The sequence below is a fragment of the Deltaproteobacteria bacterium genome, from assembly GCA_016874755.1.
Taxonomy (GTDB): Bacteria; Desulfobacterota; Binatia; order UBA9968; family UBA9968; genus DP-20.
The window spans coordinates 112047-128435 of sequence record VGTH01000009.1 but is presented as its reverse complement, the minus strand read 5'-3'; the positions used below and the strand labels follow the sequence as shown (position 1 = coordinate 128435).

The following is a 16389-nucleotide window of genomic DNA, read 5'->3' as shown; positions in this document are numbered from 1 at the left end:
TCTCGTCCGGCGCTTTGATTTTATCTAAATCGCGCTTGGCGAAAGCTCGGGGATTTTCAAAAGGTCGATAAATTGTGCTGCCATGATGTTTCTCCTTATTAGAAAGCGCTCTTATCGCTGGCTTCTACCACCGTTGATCCCTCGCCCGCAAGGAACAATTTTGCCTTGTAAATTTGCTTCGGGTTGTTAAGGTAGCGTCGCCACAAGAATGTGTGCCGCAGCCGCTAGCAAAGGAGGCAAACGATGATCAAAAATATCTTGATCCCCCTCGACGGGTCGGAACACTCGTACGGCGCGCTCGATTACGCGTTGTGGATAACCGAGCAGTTCGACGGCATGCTGACCGGTCAACATGTCATTGACTCGATCTCCCTCGAAGGAACTTTCTTCCACGATATCTCGGGATCGCTGGGCGCGGAGCCCTATCTGGATCTGTCGACCAAAATGCGCGCGATCCTCGAAGATCGCGGCAAGATGATTCTCGAAGACTTCGTGCAACGCTGCCAGGCGAAAAACATCAAACATCAGACAGTGGTTGATACCGGAATCATCGCCAACGAGATTTGCGAGCGCTCGAAGGTTGCCGACTTGGTGATCATTGGTCATCGGGGTGTCAATGAAGATTTTACGACCGGCCTGCTGGGCACGACCGCGGAGAGCATCGTGCGTAAATGCCCGCGGCCGATCTTCGTTTCCACCAAGCATTTTAGCGTTATCCAGAAACCCTTGCTCGCCTACGACGGCAGCCAACGCGCCAGCTCGGCGATGGAATCGGCGGCCGAGTTTTGCACCGTGCTCAAACTGCCGCTCACCGTGCTGTGCATCGCCAGAGAGGCCAAGCTTGCGGAGGACAATGTTCGGCAGGCGAAATCATACCTGAACTCGTACTCGATCGCCGTGCGTTACGAAACCGATCGTGGTTATCCGGAACAGAAGATCATCGAGCGTTTGAACGAAGGCGATTACGATCTGCTCTTCATCGGCGCCCATGGCCACCGGCGCATTATCAATATGGTGCTCGGCAGCACCACCGAATACGTCTTGAGAAATAGCCCGTGCCCGGTGTTCCTCAACCGGTAAATCGCGTTCACGGTTTAACGGTTCCATCGCTCAACGTCGCAAGCCTATGAAATTCACTGCTGCCGCCGTGCAGATGGTCGCCTCGGATGACAAGGCGGCCAATTTGAAAGAAGCCGAACGCTGGGTGCGCGAAGCCGTGCGAATGGGCGCGCGCTTGGTGGTGTTGCCCGAAGTGTTTATCTGGCGCGGCAACAAGAAAGAAGAACGCGGCGCAGCGGAAAATATCCCCGGGCCTGCATCGGAATTTTTGGCGAGCCTGGCGCGCGAGCTGCGGATCTATTTTCTTGCGGGTTCGATCCTCGAAGAGATTCCCGGCAGCAATAAAGCTTTCAACACGAGTTTGCTATTCGACCCCAATGGCAAGTTGCTGGCCACCTATCGCAAAGTGCATCTCTTCGACGTCGACCTTGCCAACGGCGTGTCGCTGCGCGAATCGGACACGCGGGCGCATGGCGCGGAGGTGGTTGCCGCCGAAACCGAGCTGGGCACGATGGGCTTGACGGTTTGCTACGATCTGCGCTTTCCCGAGCTCTACCGCGGCCTCGCTGACAAGGGCGCACATTTGATTTTTGTCCCCGCCGCGTTTACCGCATTTACCGGCCAAGCGCATTGGGAAACTTTACTGCGCGCCCGCGCCATCGAAAATCAGGCGTATGTCATTGCCGCCGATCAATTCGGCAAAGCGCCAAAGAGTTTCGAATGCCACGGCCACTCGATGATCGTCGATCCCTGGGGCACGGTGTTGGCGGAGTTGCCAGATGGCCCAGGCGTGATCACCGCGGAACTCGACTTTGAGCACCTCGCCAAAATTCGCGCCGAGCTGCCGGCGCTAGCGCACCGGCGGCTTTAGCCTTTCTTTCATTGCAGACCATCATCGGCGATGATTACGGCGGCGGTCATGATGCTGCGCCATATCGGCGAGCGGGTCGCCGCTGGCCGGATCGAGAGTGCGTTGGAAAAAAGTGCTTGTGCAAAACGCCTATCTGGCGCGGGTCTCGGCGGTAGTCCGACGGACATGAAATTTACCCAAGCGATTCTACGCGAGATCGATACGTAACCTGCTTAGTTATTAATCGCGCCGCTCCAAATTCTAGGCAACTCTCGCTTCGCCGCGCGTTCCCAGAGTTTTTCTCTCCGCCATATAATCTCTAACGATTCCAATATTTAGTGGCTGGTTCGCGGTGATCAGACCGTGCTGGCACCGGCATTGCTGTAACCGCCGTCAGGACGGGTCAGCAGATTCTTTAGCAGAGTCGTTAGCAAAGGAGCTGTTATGAAGATGGTCGAAGCGATCGTCAAGCCGTTCAAACTCGACGAAGTCAAAGAAGCGCTCACCAAGGCTGGCATCCAGGGCATGACCGTCGAAGAAGTCAAAGGCTTCGGGCGGCAAAAAGGGCACACAGAACTTTATCGCGGCGCGGAGTACTCGGTGGATTTCTTGCCCAAGGTGAAAATCCAAATTCTCGTCTCAGACGAACTGGCGGCGAAGGTCGTTGCTGTGATCACCGATGCCGCCAAGACCGGCAAGATTGGCGACGGGAAGATATTTGTCAGCAGCGTGGAAGAGGTCATTCGCATTCGCACGGGGGAGCGCGGTGCGGATGCGGTTTAGGAAGGATGAAGGATGAGGGCGGAATGATGAAACTCATTGGGAGGAAACCATGAAATTGTCTAAGTTTAGTTTGCAAGTTTTTGCTTGCGCGCTTGCGCTCAGCGCGATGTTTTTCACGGGATTGTCATTGGCTCAGGACGCCGTCGCACCGGAAGGGGTTAAAGCTCAAGCCCCTGCTGTCGCTGCTCCGGTTGCGGAACCAGCGAAGAAGGAAGATCCGGCAGCCAAGCCGGCGCAGTTCACTCAGGGTTTGCTCGATCAGATTGGCGGCGCCAAGGTGGCGATCGATACGGTCTGGGTGCTGATCGCCGGCATGCTGGTGTTTCTCATGAACCTGGGGTTTGCCTCGGTGGAGTCGGGGCTGTGCCGGGCGAAAAATACTGTGACGATTCTCGCCAAAAACTTCGTTGTCTTCGCCGCCGCCTCGATCGCTTTCCTCGTGCTCGGCTGGGGCCTCATGTTTGGCGATGGCAACGCTTTCTTCGGCACGCAGGGATTGTGGTTTGTCGGCGGCGCCGACAATAGCCCGGCCATGGGTGACGCTTACAAAGGTGTTTACTCGTCGATCAACTGGACCGGCGTACCGCTGTGGACGAAATTTTTCTTTCAGTTGGTGTTTGCGGCGACCGCGGCGACGATTGTCTCAGGGGCGGTGGCCGAACGCGTCAAGTTTGGCGCCTTTTATGTATTCACGTTTGTCATGGTGGCGTTAATCTATCCCATCGTTGGACACTGGATCTGGGGTGGCGGTTGGCTTGCCAAGCTCGGTATGTTCGATTTTGCTGGTTCGACGGTGGTGCATTCCGTCGGCGGTTGGGCCGCTCTGACTGGTGCCATGCTACTCGGTCCGCGCATTGGCAAATACAATCGCGACGGCAAACCTCTGCCGATTCCGGGGCACAGCATCGCCATGGCCACCATCGGTGTCTTCGTCCTCTGGTTTGGTTGGTTTGGCTTCAATCCTGGCAGCACCATGGCGGCCGATGCTGGCGCCATTGGCCGTATCGCCGTTGCGACCAACACTGCCGCCGCAGCGGCTGCGATTTCGGCTTCCATCGCGGCGTGGATGCTACTAGGAAAGCCGGATTTGACGATGATCCTTAACGGCGCTTTGGCCGGGCTGGTAGCCATCACTGCGGCTTGTGCCTTCGTCAGCATCCCGAGCTCGCTGATCATCGGCTTGATGGCCGGTGTTCTGGTCGTTGTTTCAGTACTGTTCTTCGACAGAATTAAAATCGACGACCCCGTCGGTGCGACCTCGGTGCACTTGGTGTGCGGAGTTTTCGGAACGATCTGTGTGGGCCTGTTCGCTCAGGACCATTTCACACCCAATACGACGGGCAACGGTCTGTTCTTCGGTGGCGGCACCAAGCTGCTGTTTGCCCAGTTGATCGGCGTCGTCGGAGTCGGCGCCTTTGTCTTGATTACTTCTTTCATACTCTGGAAGATTCTCGACGCCACCATCGGTATTCGCGTCTCCGCCGAAGAAGAGATCGAGGGTTTGGATATCGGTGAGCACGGCAATATCGCCTACCCTGATTTCGTTTCGACAACTTCTGGAATGTCTCGTTCCTTCGGAGGCGGAGGCGGCAGCGGTGTGGCGATGGAACAAGCTCGCCAAACCGCTGCGGTGTTTGCCACCGAGAGCAAGTCCTAAAACGCTCAAGGCGAGTCGGGCTGCCGCCAGCTTTTTCCGGTGCCAGCCCGGCTCGGCGACTCACGTTAGGTGAAGGAGCGAACTGAACAAATAAACGAGCCAAACAAAGCAGTGTCCGTAAATCCGGCTCTCGATAGCTGAGCGTTGAGGGTGGAGACGGATCAGAAACGTCAATGCTCAACACTGGCGATTCGGCATGACTCTATGGAAGAGGTCTTAGTTTTTCAGCACGATCCCTTCGAAGAGCTTGGTTTCTTCGCCGACGTTTTGGAAAAGCAAGGGGTGCGCTATCGGATTATCCGTCTATTTCACGACGAGATCCCGGTTGAGGATTGGGAGCGGGTTGGCGCATTGATTTTGCTTGGTGGTCCGATGAGTGTCGGCGACGAAGAGTCTTTTCCGTTTTTGCGCTGGGAAAAAAGGATCATTCGCGCGGCCATTGACGACCATGTGCCGACGCTGGGCATTTGCCTCGGCGCACAGCTCATCGCCGCGGCGTTGGGCGCGACGGTTTATCGTGGCCCCGTGAAAGAGATCGGTTGGAGTCCGATCTCAATCACACCCCATGGACAGGTGGATTCTCTGCTGGGTTATCTTTCGGAAAGCGCCACCGTGTTTCAGTGGCATAGCGACGGGTTTGAGCTGCCGCCCGGTGCCATTCATCTCGCTTCGTCGGTGAATTTCAAAAATCAGGCTTTCCGTATAGGCAAAACAATCTACGCGCTGCAGTTTCATCTCGAAGTGACCCCGCGCATGATCGTGCGCTGGGTCGACGAACGATCCAAAGAGCTGGCGCAATCGCCGTATGTCGTCCCCGAAAAGATTCTCTCCGATACGCAAAACTATGCGCCGACGCTAAAATATTATAGCGAGCGTTTTCTCTCCGAATTTATCCCCCGGGCCAGCCGCGCTAAGCGACGCAGCGAGAGTCGCAGCGCTGCGCGTTTGTGAGGCGCGGCGCGAAGCTGAACGTGACATTTAGGGTTGATTTAAAGCCTCTCCCGTGTAGAATGCACTTCTGTTTATTTTGACGGGGCGTAGCGCAGACTGGTAGCGCACCTGCCTTGGGCGCAGGGGGTCGGAAGTTCAAATCTTCTCGCCCCGACCATCAAAGGATGAATTATGAAGGATGAAGGATGAGAAAGAGACGGGCCCCGGGCCGGTCCTCCTTCCGCTTTCATCCTTCATACTTTGGTAAGCGCCAGTAGCTCAGCTGGATAGAGCAACGGCCTTCTAAGCCGTAGGTCAGGGGTTCGAATCCCTTCTGGCGCGCCAGAACGTTTTGGATGCGGTGAGTGTAGCTCAACTGGTTAGAGCACTGGATTGTGGTTCCAGGGGTTGAGGGTTCAAGTCCCTTCACTCACCCCATACCCGCCAAGCGGGATTACAGAATCGAAAATTCCAGATTCCAAATCGTTGGTGAATCTGAGATTTGCAATTTGAAATTCCGAGCAACGCGAGGACAGTGGGCCGCTAGCTCAGTTGGTAGAGCAGCTGACTCTTAATCAGCGGGTCCGGAGTTCGAGTCTCCGGCGGCCCACCAAATTTCTCTCCACTTTAGCCCCAAATTAATTTCTCCTGCCGACTTCAGCTTGTCAGCGGCTGAAGCGAATGCGATAATTTTCCCGCTTTCTTCGAGAAACTCTATGGCGCAAGACTTCATGACTTACTCGATGCCGCTCGAAGTTTACTTCGACACGGCGGTGCTCCGTGGCGTTCTTGTCACCCATCAAGATCGCTTGAGCAATCACTTGCTCTTGCGTGAAGGGGAGGAAGCCTTTTCGTTGCGTGATGCGGCGTTGACGGATCTTGCCGGCAATGCGCTGAGCAGCTTGGCGAGTCAATATTTAGTTTACATGCAGCAGGTCTTGCTGATAGCCGATTTGAGTCCGCAGCTGCGCCAAAGCCGGGCGGGGTTTGAACATCTTTATGTCAAGAAAGATCCGAGTCGGGCGGTGCTCGGCGTGGGACGTTATTGGATTGAAGGCAACGTCCATCTGACGCCGGGCGCCCATGTGCAAGAAATCTTAATGGCGCGCACCCGGTTTGTTCCCGTCACCGAGGCGGTTTTTCTCGACAGGCGGGATATTCCCGCGCGCACTTTTCTGGTGAATCGAAACCTAATCAACTGCATCAGCACTGCGAGTTAGAGGATTTTTGTGGGCGCGCATTTGCCAACGGAGATCAATCACGTCAAAGCCAACCAAGTGGTGCGCATCACTTGGGACGATGGCCATATCGGTGACTACGCTGAAACCTATTTGCGCGGCTACTGTCCCTGTGCGCTGTGCCAGGGGCATGGGGCGCAGCGCCGGTTTATCGATGTGCCGGACGCGCAGCTGGTTGGCGTTCAACCCGTGGGTAACTACGCCATCGAATTTCGCTGGCACGACGGCCACAGCACCGGAATTTACACCTACGAGTATCTGCGCGGGCTGTGCCCTTGTTCGGTTTGTCGGAAGGTTTAGTTATTGTTGATAGACGAGCTCGCCCGAAACGCCGGCGTCGTAACCGCCGAGGGCTTCGACCGCTTTACGAAACTCTGCGGAGCGGATCACTTGGAGCAAATTGGCACCGGCGTCGGAGGCAAAGAACGAGCGGCGGATCAGTAAGTCGTACTCTTCCTCACCCACCGGGATGAATTCGAGATTGAGCGCGTTTGCCGCGGAGCGCACGCCTAAGCCGACGTCGGCAAGGCCACTGGCAATGGCGACGGCAACGCCCATGTGCGTGAACTCTTCGCGTTCGTAGCCGTGGATTGCGCGCGGCTCGACCCTCAATTTTTGCAACTCGTAGTCGAGCAGCACGCGGGTGCCGGAGCCGGGTTGGCGATTGACGAACCTGATGTCAGTGCGCGCGATGTCTTTTAGCGCGGCAATATTCTTCGGATTGCCTGGTGCCACGAGCAAACCTTGTTGGCGGCGCACCAAATGAACCAAGACTATCGGTGTCTTTGCGATCGAACGCTGTATATCAGGAACGTTGTAGCGACCGGTTGCCATGTCTAGCAGGTGCGTGCCGGCGATGTGGGTTTCGCCGCGTTGGATGGCGGTTAGGCCTCCGAGGCTCCCGACATTGCTGGCGGCGATCCGCATGCCTGGGAAATTGCGTTTTAGCTCATCGCCAAGGACGTCAATTGTAAGATCGTGGCTGCCGGTGCAGAGGACCGTCCGATCGATGGCTTCAGCCGGGCGGAGCAGCTCGATCTCGACTTCTTCCCCGGCATTGATGCCTTCGACGAGACTAGGAATCCGCAACAGGCCGTCGGCCTGCACCATCGTCGTGATCACGCCGGCGCCGCGCCGCAGCGGCACGGCGACGAGTTTGTTTTCGACCCGTCCGAGCGTGACGCGGAGCAATTCTTCGGTGCCCAAATGGGAGGCGATTTTCTTGGGGATATAGGCATTGACCTTGGTGCGCGCAACGAAACCTTGGCCGAGAAATTTCGCCAGCGCGGCTTCGATGATTTCGCGCGCAACGACGATGGCGGAGACCGGATAGCCGGGCACGCCGATTACCGGTTTGTCTTGGACAACGCCGAGAATCGCCGGCTTGCCGGGCATAACGTCGATGCCGTGCGCGAGCAGCTCGCCGTTTTCTTCGATCGCCTGCGCAGTGAAATCATGTTCGCCGGCGGAGGAGCCGGCGATGATGGCGACCATGTGATGATCTTTGAGCGCGGCAGCAAGACTCTCTTTGATTTTTGCCGGATCGTCGCTCGCGGTTGGCAAAATGGTCGCGTCGCCGCCGGCGTCCGTAATCAGCGCAGCTAAAACGGTGGAGTTGAAGTCGATGATCCGCCCCGGTTGGACATTGGGCCCGGGCTGAACGATTTCATCGCCGGTGGGAATGATCGCCACGCGCGGCCGCGCGAGGACTCTCACTTCGGTATGGCCGGCGGCAAGCAATGCGCCGAGATCGTAGGGGCGCAGCCGATGGGCGCGCGGTAGCAGCGATTCAGTGGCGACCACGTCTTCGCCGACCAACCGGACGTTTTGCCAGGGCGCTGCCGATTCGAAAATTTCTAACGTCTGGTCGTCGACCTGGTGCACTTTTTCGATCATGATCACAGCGTTGGCCCAGAGCGGCAGCGCGTGGCCGGTGTCGACGTAGGCGAAACGACCCGTCGGCGCGTCTTCACGGGTGAGCAAGCGCAGCTGTTTACGATTGAACTCGGTGGCGCCAAAGGTGTCCTCAGCGCGCACGCAGATGCCGTCCATCGCCGAGCCGTGGTAATGCGGTGCCGAGATCTTGGCGAACACAGGCACTGCGGTGGTGCGATTGAGCGCCTGGCCGACCGCGACGGTTTCCGACTCCAATTGGCTTGGATCGATGCGCGCGAGAAAGAGCTCGCGGGCTTCATGCAGCGGCGTTTTCTTCAAGTATCGTTTGCGCGCCATCGAACGTCCGTCGCTAGAACAACATCACGTCAACTTCTTCGCCGGCTTCCACGCCTTCTTGGTTGAGCTCGATGCGGATCATGCCGTCGGCTTTGACCAAGGTGAAGATCGCGCCGGATTTGTTGGGAAGAGGAGTTGCGTAAAGCTTGTCCGAAGCGCGCTCGAGGCTGACGCGCACGTAGTCTTCGCGGCCGCTTTGTGAGGCGACATTGGTCTTCAGTATAGCACGGCAGTTGGCGTGAAAGTGCTCTGCCTCGTCCAAAGTTTCCCCGGACAATCGGCGCAGTAGCGGGACCGCAAACAGATCAAAAATCACCAGCGCCGATACCGGATACCCGGGCAGGCCGAGAATCGGTTTGCCGCACGCTTCGGCATAGATTGTCGGCTTGCCTGGGCTCACAGAAATGCCGTGAAAAAAGATTTTTGCCTCCGGCATCGCCAAGATTGCATCGAGCGTGATGTCGCGGGCGCCAACCGAGCTGCCGCCAGAGAGAAATAAGGAGTCGGCTTGTATCAGGGCTCTGTTGATCGTTTGTTCCAATGCCTGCCGATCATCGCGGACAACGCCGTAGTCATGCAGCTCGGCGCCCCATTCTTCAATCAAACCGGCGAGCGAGTGTTGATTGATATTGCGCACCTGGCCTGGGCCGGGCTCGCTCGCGGCGTCGATGATTTCATCGCCGGTCGAGATCAGCGCAATACGCGGTTTCTTGAAAACTTCCACCGAGCTTACTCCGATGCCGGTGAGTGCGCCGAGATCGTGGGCGCGCAAACGGCGGCCGCGGGGAAAAACCAAATCGCCTTTCCTGATATCGTCGCCGATCTGAATGACATTTTGCCATGGCGCTACCGCGCGTTGGATTTCCACCGTGCCGTTGTCGAGCTCTTCGGTGTATTCGACCATAACCACGGCGTCGCATTCGGGGGGCAACATGCCGCCGGTGGAGATGCGCATGGTTTCCCCCGGGGCGACGCTTTGCGTTACGTCTTTTCCCATGTCCACCGTGCCGGTGAGTTTGAGATAGGCCGGCAAAGTGGCGCTGGCGCCAAAGGTGTCTTTGGCGCGCACGGCAAATCCGTCCATGCCGGCACGATGAAAGTGGGGCAGGTCGACTGCCGAAAAAAGATCGTTCGCCAGAACCCGGCCGCGCGCCTTAACCACATCGATGGACTCGGGTGCGCCCGGGTTTGCCTGTGCGAGCTGGTGATAGGCTTCTTTGGGCGTGACCACTTTGAAAAAGTTCTTCATGGGCTGTCGGAAACACTAATAACGGGTAGTTGGCCATTTTTAAAGAGAAATTTTGCGCGCAACCACGCGAGAAAGCAGCCGTTCAGTCCTTGACATAGTGCAAGGTGTTTCCTACTCTGCCCTAGATTTGCCAGATGTTCGCGCAATAACGCAAAAAGTCGTGCGAGAGTGGCGGAATTGGCAGACGCACTAGACTTAGGATCTAGCGGGCAACCGTGGGGGTTCGAGTCCCCCCTCTCGCACCAAGTATGGTGCTGCAACGCAAATCGAGAAAGGTGAAACGTCGGGTCATCGATCGGCTGCCGCCGCGGGGTTGAGTAAAGAGATTTTTGCGAGGGAGCCGAGGATCGCCGCGCGCTTTTGACTATGAAAGTGGATGTCGCTGAAATAAGTCCGGTTCAACGAAAAGTTCAGATCGAGTTGCCCTCAGCAAAGGTCACTGACGAATTTGTGCGCGCCTATCGCGACCTCGGCCGGCGTGTGCGTATTCGCGGTTTTCGCGCCGGCAAGGCGCCGCGCACGGTGCTGCAACGGATGTACGGCGAGGAAATTACCGGCGAGGTGCGTTCTCACCTGGTCGAAGAGAGTTTGGGCGAAGTTATCCGAGATCGTGGGATGCAGATCGTTTCACGCCCGGAGATCGATGCCCATGAATTGAAAGACGGCGGGCCGTTTTCGTTTTCCGCGGTCTTTGAGGTCAAGCCTGAAATCCAAATCCAGGATTATCTCGGAGTCGAGGTCGAGAAAGTCCGTTTCGCCATTACCGATGAGCAAGTGGACGCGGCCTTGGCACGCCTGCAGGAGGGCCACGCGCGGCTCGAGCCGGTGGAGAATCGTGAGGTCGTGCACAAGGGCGATTTCATCACCCTCGATTTTTCTGGCTCCCTTTCGGGCAAACCTTTCGCCGGCGGAAAAGGTGAAAACTATCCTTTGCAAATCGGCGCGGGGCAGGTTCTACCGCAGTTTGAAACTTCGTTAATTGGCTTAAAGGTGGGTGAGCGTGACGCGATTCAAGTGCCTTACCCAGAAGATTACCCCAATAAAGAAATAGCGGGTAAGACGGTGGACTTTGAAATCCTCGTGCGCGACTTAAAGCAAAAAGTCCTGCCGACTCTAGATGACGAATTCGCCAAGGACCACGGCGAGTGCGCATCGTTGGAGGAACTTAGAGGAAAAATTCGTGGGCGCTTGGAGGATGAGTTCAAGCGTTACCAAGAAGAGGAGCTCAAGGAGCAGGTCCTAAGTCGTATTTTAGACAAGCACTCGGTTACGCCGCCACCAGCTATGGTTGAACGGCAAACTCGCTATCTAATGGAACGGTACGATGATCGCGGTGCTGCCAACGGCGCATCGGACGAGGCGCCGGCGACCACCGAAGAGACGAAAAAGCTCTTCGAGGGCCGCGCTGCCCGACAAATTCAGGCGACGCTGCTGGTCGAAAAGATTTCGCAGCAAGAAAAGATTGAAGTGAATGATCGGGAGCTGCAAGAACGCATCGATACGATGGCCCGCTCATCGGGCGAGCGCGCCAAAACCGTGCGCGATTACTATGCGCGGCCTGAAGCGCGCGAAGATTTGCGCGCGCAGATAGTTTTTGACCGAACTTTAAGCTTTCTTTTGGAAAAATCGCTGATAAAAGAGGTCGATCCGCCGGCTCCTAAGGTTGATGATGAAGGCAAAAAAAGCTAGACTCGGAACTGACGGTTAAGGAGTCCCCCGAGTCATGAGTTTCATTCCGATCGTTGTTGAACAAACCGGACGCGGGGAACGCGCCTACGACATTTATTCTCGCCTGCTTAAAGATCGGATCGTATTTCTTGGCACTGTCGTTAGCGACGAAGTTGCCAATCTCATCACTGCCCAGCTGCTTTTCCTCGAGTCTGAAGACCCTGAGCGCGATATTTTCTTCTACATTAACAGCCCGGGTGGATCGGTGACGGCCGGTTTGGCAATCTACGACACGATGCAGTATATCCGCCCACAAATCTCGACGGTTTGTGTCGGTCAAGCGGCGAGTATGGGTGCCGTGTTGTTGGCAGCGGGAGCTAAAGGCAAGCGTTTTGCGTTACCCCATTCGCGCATCATGATTCACCAGCCATTGGGCGGCTTCCAGGGACAAGCCACAGACATTGACATCCAGGCTAGAGAAATATTGCGCATGCGCGAAGAGCTCAATAACATCTTGACGCGGCACACCGGGCAGAGCTTGAAGCGAATTGAAAAGGACACCGATCGCGACCTATTTATGACGGGGAAGCAGGCCCAGGAATATGGTTTGGTCGACGAAGTGATCGCCAGCCGTCCCGACACTGGCTTACTCAAGAAGTAGAAAGCTGCCCACACGAGGGGTTTTATGCCAAAGCATGGCGATGACCGATCCGGAAATCTGGTTTGCTCTTTCTGCGGCAAAAGTCAGGATGAAGTTCGCAAACTCATCGCCGGCCCGACGGTTTATATTTGTGATGAATGTATCGACCTGTGCAACGATATCATCGCCGAAGAAGTCGATCACGACGAGACCCTCAATGCGTCCTCCAACGTTCCCAAGCCTTCGGAAATAAAGCGCGTCCTCGACCAATATGTGATCGGTCAGGAGCGTGCTAAGAAAATTCTCGCAGTTGCGGTTCATAATCACTATAAACGAATCGACAGCCAGATGGTGACCGGCGATGTCGAGTTACAGAAGAGCAATATTCTTCTACTCGGCCCCACGGGTTCTGGAAAAACGTTGCTGGCTCAGACTTTGGCCCGTTTCCTGCAGGTTCCGTTCACGATCGCGGATGCGACTAGCCTAACTGAGGCTGGCTACGTCGGTGAGGACGTAGAGAATATCATCTTGAATTTATTGCAGGCCGCTGACTACGACGTTGAAAAAGCGCAGCGCGGCATCGTCTATATAGACGAGATCGATAAGATTTCGCGCAAGTCGGACAATCCTTCGATTACCCGCGACGTTTCGGGCGAAGGGGTGCAGCAGGCGCTGCTAAAGATAGTCGAAGGGACGATGGCGAGTGTGCCTCCCAAGGGGGGCAGAAAGCATCCGCAACAGGAGTTTTTGCAAGTTGATACGACCAACATCTTGTTTATCTGCGGCGGCGCATTCGTCGGACTTGAGGACATAATCCGCAAGCGGATCGGCAGGAAGCGCATGGGATTCGGTGGTCAGTTAGAAGACGGGCGCCGGCCGACTGAGCTGCTACACGATGTGCAACCGGAGGATTTGCTGAAATTTGGCTTGATTCCCGAGTTTATCGGCCGCTTGCCGGTGATCGCAACGCTGGATGAATTGGATGAATCGGCTTTGGTGCGCATCTTGAAAGAGCCAAAGAACGCGCTGACCAAGCAGTATTCTAAACTTTTTGAGATGGAGAGCGTGCATCTCAAGTTTCACGAAGACGCGTTGCGCGCCATTGCGCGCGAAGCGATGAAGCGCAAGTCGGGAGCGCGCGGGCTGCGGGCGATCATGGAGAACATCATGCTTGAGATCATGTATGATATGCCGTCGCAGCCGAATATCAAAGAGGTTGTGATTTCTCAGGATGTTGTTGAGAAAAACGAACCGCCGATAGTCGTATACACCAAGGCTGCGGAGAGCGCTTAGGGGGGAAACGAATCTATGTTGTTTCGCAACGACAAAAAAGACGACAAAGACCAAGCGGGGGGCGCGACACGTGTGCCCCTATTGCCGCTGAGAGATATCGTAGTCTTTCCGCACATGGTAGTGCCGCTGTTCGTCGGGCGGCAGCGCTCGATCAAAGCGTTGGAAGAGGCAACCCAGAAACAGAGCCCGATTTTTCTTTCCTCGCAGAAGGACGCCAAGACCAACGAGCCTAGCGAAGAAGATATTTTCAAAATCGGTACTCTGGGCGCGGTGGTGCAGATGCTCAAGCTGCCCGACGGCACGGTTAAAGTCCTAATCGAAGGGAAAAAGAGGGCCCAGGTCGCTCGCTTTGTGAACAACCCGGACTTTTTTCTGGTGGAAGTCGAAGATGCCCCTGAAGTTGTCGAGCGCAACACTGAGATCGAGGCTTTGACGCGCGAGGTGCACACGACTTTCGAGAATTATGTCAAGCTGAAAAAGAAGATCCCGCCCGAAATGGTGATGTCGGTTTCTTCGATCGATGATCCTGGCCGTCTGGCCGACACGATCGTCGCCCACCTCGGCATCAAGCTTGCCGACCGGCAAAATTTGCTCGAGACCTTTAACGCTTCAGAGCGATTGGAAAAAGTCCTCGCGCATATGCGCGCCGAAATCGAAATCCTGGAGGTCGAGCGGCGGATTCGCTCGCGCGTCAAGAAGCAGATGGAACGTTCGCAGAAAGAATACTATCTCAACGAGCAGATGCGCGCGATTCAGAAAGAGCTCGGCGAAAAAGATGAGTTTAAAAACGAAATCCAGGAGATAGAAGAAAAGATCAAACAAAAAAAGCTCTCCGCCGAAGCGAAGGACAAGGTCGAAAAGGAGCTGAAGAAGCTCAAGATGATGTCGCCCATGTCAGCGGAAGCGACGGTTGTCCGCAACTACATCGACTGGATCCTTAGCTTGCCTTGGAGCGAATTTACCGATGATAAGTTGGATATCAACGAAGCCGAGAAAGTTCTTGAAGAAGATCACTACGGTTTAGAGAAGGTCAAAGAGAGAATTCTCGAATACTTGGCGGTGCAAAGCTTGGTGGGCAAAATCAAGGGGCCGATCCTTTGCCTGGTTGGCCCTCCTGGTGTCGGCAAGACCTCATTGGGGCGCTCGATCGCACGCTCGACCGGCAGAAAATTTGTCCGTGTTTCGCTTGGCGGCGTGCGCGACGAAGCTGAGATTCGCGGTCACCGGCGCACTTATATCGGTGCTTTGCCCGGCAAGATCGTCCAATCGATGAAAAAAGCCGGCTCCAGTAATCCGGTGTTCTTGATGGATGAAATCGACAAGATGTCGACTGATTTCCGCGGTGATCCTTCTTCAGCATTGCTCGAAGTGCTCGATCCCGAGCAGAACACGTCCTTCAATGATCACTACCTGGACCTCGATTATGACCTTTCCAAAGTGATGTTTATAAGCACGGCAAATACTTTGGACCGCATCCCGCGCCCGCTGCAAGATCGGATGGAGATCATCCGGATCGCAGGCTATACGGAGCTGGAAAAACTGAGCATCGCGAAAAAGTATCTTTTGGAGAAGCAAAAAGAAGCCAATGGCCTAACACCCGATAACGTCGTGTTTACGGACAATGCGCTGCTCGGCGTGATCCGACATTACACCAAGGAAGCCGGCGTGCGTAGTCTCGAGCGCGAGATCTCGGCCATTTGCAGAAAAGTTGCGGTGGAGGTCGTCAAGAAAGATCGCAACGCGCACATGCAGATCGGCAGCAAGAGCCTGCACAAGTACCTCGGGCCGATCCGATTCCGTTACGGCAAGGCGGATGAAGAACATAAGGTTGGTGTCACCACCGGTCTAGCATGGACCGAGCTCGGCGGGGAGTTGCTTGCGACCGAAGTGACCATCATGCCGGGGAAAGGCCAGCTGATTATCACCGGCAAACTTGGTGACGTCATGCAGGAGTCGGCCCGTGCGGCAATGAGCTACGTGCGCTCACGCGCCACCGAGCTCGGGTTAGACAAAGACTTTTATCAAAAGATCGATGTCCATATCCATGTTCCCGAAGGAGCGATTCCCAAAGACGGTCCGTCCGCGGGTATCACGATGGCGACATCTCTGGTATCCGCACTGGTGCGAATCCCGGTGCGCAGCGATATGGCCATGACCGGCGAGATTACCTTGCGCGGTTCGGTGCTGCCTATAGGCGGTCTGAAAGAAAAGGTTTTGGCGGCCCATCGCGCCGGTATCAAGAGAGTTTTGATTCCGGCAGAGAACGAAAAAGACATTGAGGAGATCCCCGCTACGGTGCTAAAAAGCGTTGAGCTTGAGTTGGTCTCGCACGTCGATGATGTACTGAAAAAGGCATTGGTGGTCGACGATCCGGAGAATCTGTTCAAGAATCTCTCGCTCGCCGCCGAATCGAAGGAAGAGTCCACGCCCTTCGCTGACAAGGTGGATGACGCCCCCAGTCCGGAAATCTTACCACAATAACGCGAACCAGGATGCCGGGTGATTTGACACTCGGCATCCTGGTTGTTATATAGATTTTTTGCAAAAAGTTTGTGCGCAACCGTGTGTCCAGCGCGCCTTTCGACTGAGCCGCGGCAGCCATTTTTTGGAAGATTGGATTGAGCTGCTGGTGGGCTGTTCATGGTTTTGCCAGTAGCAATGGACATGGGCAGTTTTGGAGGCGGTTAGCTCAGCGGGAGAGCATCGGCCTTACAAGCCGGGGGTCACAGGTTCAAATCCTGTACCGCCTACCAGCAAAGTGATGAATAGGTGAAGCAGGAGTCGCCATAG

Annotated in this window: 13 protein-coding genes and 6 tRNA genes; 17 read left to right on the top strand and 2 right to left on the bottom strand. The window is 55.7% G+C overall.

Annotation, left to right across the window (positions count from 1 at the left end; genetic code table 11):
- Positions 1-243: 243 nt before the first annotated feature.
- The 11 genes from FJ145_08005 (at position 244) to FJ145_07955 (ending at position 6817) form a co-directional block, all read left to right on the top strand.
- Positions 244-1080: a universal stress protein gene (locus FJ145_08005; GenBank protein MBM4261359.1), complete on the top strand. Its 837-nt coding sequence runs from the start codon at positions 244-246 to the stop codon at positions 1078-1080.
- A 46-nt stretch (positions 1081-1126) separates the two neighbouring features.
- The gene (locus FJ145_08000; GenBank protein MBM4261358.1) at positions 1127-1930 is read left to right on the top strand and encodes a carbon-nitrogen hydrolase family protein; all 804 of its coding nucleotides are present in this window, start codon (positions 1127-1129) and stop codon (positions 1928-1930) included.
- Between the two features lie 423 nt (positions 1931-2353).
- Complete coding sequence (locus FJ145_07995; GenBank protein ID MBM4261357.1) at positions 2354-2692, top strand: P-II family nitrogen regulator; 339 nt, start codon at positions 2354-2356, stop codon at positions 2690-2692.
- Between the two features lie 106 nt (positions 2693-2798).
- Complete coding sequence (gene amt / locus FJ145_07990; protein ID MBM4261356.1) at positions 2799-4349, top strand: ammonium transporter; 1551 nt, start codon at positions 2799-2801, stop codon at positions 4347-4349.
- A gap of 204 nt (positions 4350-4553) precedes the next feature.
- Positions 4554-5300 carry a hypothetical protein gene (locus FJ145_07985; GenBank protein ID MBM4261355.1) on the top strand — a complete coding sequence of 249 codons (747 nt, stop codon included), beginning with the start codon at positions 4554-4556 and terminating at the stop codon, positions 5298-5300.
- A gap of 80 nt (positions 5301-5380) precedes the next feature.
- Positions 5381-5457: transfer RNA gene (locus FJ145_07980), tRNA-Pro, on the top strand.
- A gap of 90 nt (positions 5458-5547) precedes the next feature.
- Positions 5548-5624 (top strand) — tRNA-Arg (locus tag FJ145_07975).
- A gap of 16 nt (positions 5625-5640) precedes the next feature.
- Positions 5641-5717: transfer RNA gene (locus tag FJ145_07970), tRNA-His, on the top strand.
- Between the two features lie 99 nt (positions 5718-5816).
- A tRNA-Lys gene (locus FJ145_07965) sits at positions 5817-5892 on the top strand.
- 103 nt (positions 5893-5995) lie between these two features.
- Positions 5996-6499 (top strand): hypothetical protein, encoded by a 504-nt coding sequence (locus FJ145_07960; GenBank protein ID MBM4261354.1) that lies wholly within the window; start codon positions 5996-5998, stop codon positions 6497-6499.
- A 9-nt stretch (positions 6500-6508) separates the two neighbouring features.
- Positions 6509-6817 (top strand): DUF971 domain-containing protein, encoded by a 309-nt coding sequence (locus tag FJ145_07955; protein ID MBM4261353.1) that lies wholly within the window; start codon positions 6509-6511, stop codon positions 6815-6817.
- Here FJ145_07955 and FJ145_07950 read toward each other — a convergent pair whose 3' ends face one another.
- Both FJ145_07950 and FJ145_07945 read right to left on the bottom strand, forming a co-directional pair.
- Positions 6818-8749 (bottom strand): molybdopterin biosynthesis protein, encoded by a 1932-nt coding sequence (locus FJ145_07950; GenBank protein ID MBM4261352.1) that lies wholly within the window; start codon positions 8747-8749, stop codon positions 6818-6820. It abuts the gene before it with no gap.
- Between the two features lie 13 nt (positions 8750-8762).
- Positions 8763-9998 (bottom strand): molybdopterin molybdenumtransferase MoeA, encoded by a 1236-nt coding sequence (locus FJ145_07945; protein MBM4261351.1) that lies wholly within the window; start codon positions 9996-9998, stop codon positions 8763-8765.
- 162 nt (positions 9999-10160) lie between these two features.
- Between FJ145_07945 and FJ145_07940 the strand changes: the two genes are divergently transcribed.
- The 6 genes from FJ145_07940 (at position 10161) to FJ145_07915 (ending at position 16352) form a co-directional block, all read left to right on the top strand.
- Positions 10161-10243 (top strand) — tRNA-Leu (locus tag FJ145_07940).
- 121 nt (positions 10244-10364) lie between these two features.
- Positions 10365-11687 carry a trigger factor gene (gene tig, locus FJ145_07935; protein MBM4261350.1) on the top strand — a complete coding sequence of 441 codons (1323 nt, stop codon included), beginning with the start codon at positions 10365-10367 and terminating at the stop codon, positions 11685-11687.
- Positions 11688-11721: 34 nt separating this feature from the next.
- On the top strand, positions 11722-12327 hold the full coding sequence (gene clpP / locus FJ145_07930) for an ATP-dependent Clp endopeptidase proteolytic subunit ClpP (protein ID MBM4261349.1): 606 nt from the start codon (positions 11722-11724) through the stop codon (positions 12325-12327).
- A 24-nt stretch (positions 12328-12351) separates the two neighbouring features.
- Complete coding sequence (gene clpX, locus FJ145_07925; GenBank protein MBM4261348.1) at positions 12352-13599, top strand: ATP-dependent Clp protease ATP-binding subunit ClpX; 1248 nt, start codon at positions 12352-12354, stop codon at positions 13597-13599.
- 15 nt (positions 13600-13614) lie between these two features.
- The gene (locus tag FJ145_07920) at positions 13615-16080 is read left to right on the top strand and encodes an endopeptidase La (GenBank protein MBM4261347.1); all 2466 of its coding nucleotides are present in this window, start codon (positions 13615-13617) and stop codon (positions 16078-16080) included.
- Positions 16081-16277: 197 nt separating this feature from the next.
- Positions 16278-16352 (top strand) — tRNA-Val (locus FJ145_07915).
- The last annotated feature ends 37 nt before the right edge of the window (positions 16353-16389 follow it).

What these genes read in the sequence shown, in the direction of transcription:
- FJ145_08005 (MBM4261359.1), top strand. Translation starts at nt 244, where the DNA reads ATGATCAAAAATATCTTGATCCCCCTCGACGGGTCGGAACACTCGTAC.
- FJ145_08000 (MBM4261358.1), top strand. Translation starts at nt 1,127, where the DNA reads ATGAAATTCACTGCTGCCGCCGTGCAGATGGTCGCCTCGGATGACAAG.
- FJ145_07995 (MBM4261357.1), top strand. Translation starts at nt 2,354, where the DNA reads ATGAAGATGGTCGAAGCGATCGTCAAGCCGTTCAAACTCGACGAAGTC.
- amt (MBM4261356.1), top strand. Translation starts at nt 2,799, where the DNA reads ATGTTTTTCACGGGATTGTCATTGGCTCAGGACGCCGTCGCACCGGAA.
- FJ145_07985 (MBM4261355.1), top strand. Translation starts at nt 4,554, where the DNA reads ATGGAAGAGGTCTTAGTTTTTCAGCACGATCCCTTCGAAGAGCTTGGT.
- FJ145_07960 (MBM4261354.1), top strand. Translation starts at nt 5,996, where the DNA reads ATGGCGCAAGACTTCATGACTTACTCGATGCCGCTCGAAGTTTACTTC.
- FJ145_07950 (MBM4261352.1), bottom strand. Translation starts at nt 8,749, where the DNA reads ATGGCGCGCAAACGATACTTGAAGAAAACGCCGCTGCATGAAGCCCGC.
- FJ145_07945 (MBM4261351.1), bottom strand. Translation starts at nt 9,998, where the DNA reads ATGAAGAACTTTTTCAAAGTGGTCACGCCCAAAGAAGCCTATCACCAG.
- tig (MBM4261350.1), top strand. Translation starts at nt 10,365, where the DNA reads ATGAAAGTGGATGTCGCTGAAATAAGTCCGGTTCAACGAAAAGTTCAG.
- clpP (MBM4261349.1), top strand. Translation starts at nt 11,722, where the DNA reads ATGAGTTTCATTCCGATCGTTGTTGAACAAACCGGACGCGGGGAACGC.
- clpX (MBM4261348.1), top strand. Translation starts at nt 12,352, where the DNA reads ATGCCAAAGCATGGCGATGACCGATCCGGAAATCTGGTTTGCTCTTTC.
- FJ145_07920 (MBM4261347.1), top strand. Translation starts at nt 13,615, where the DNA reads ATGTTGTTTCGCAACGACAAAAAAGACGACAAAGACCAAGCGGGGGGC.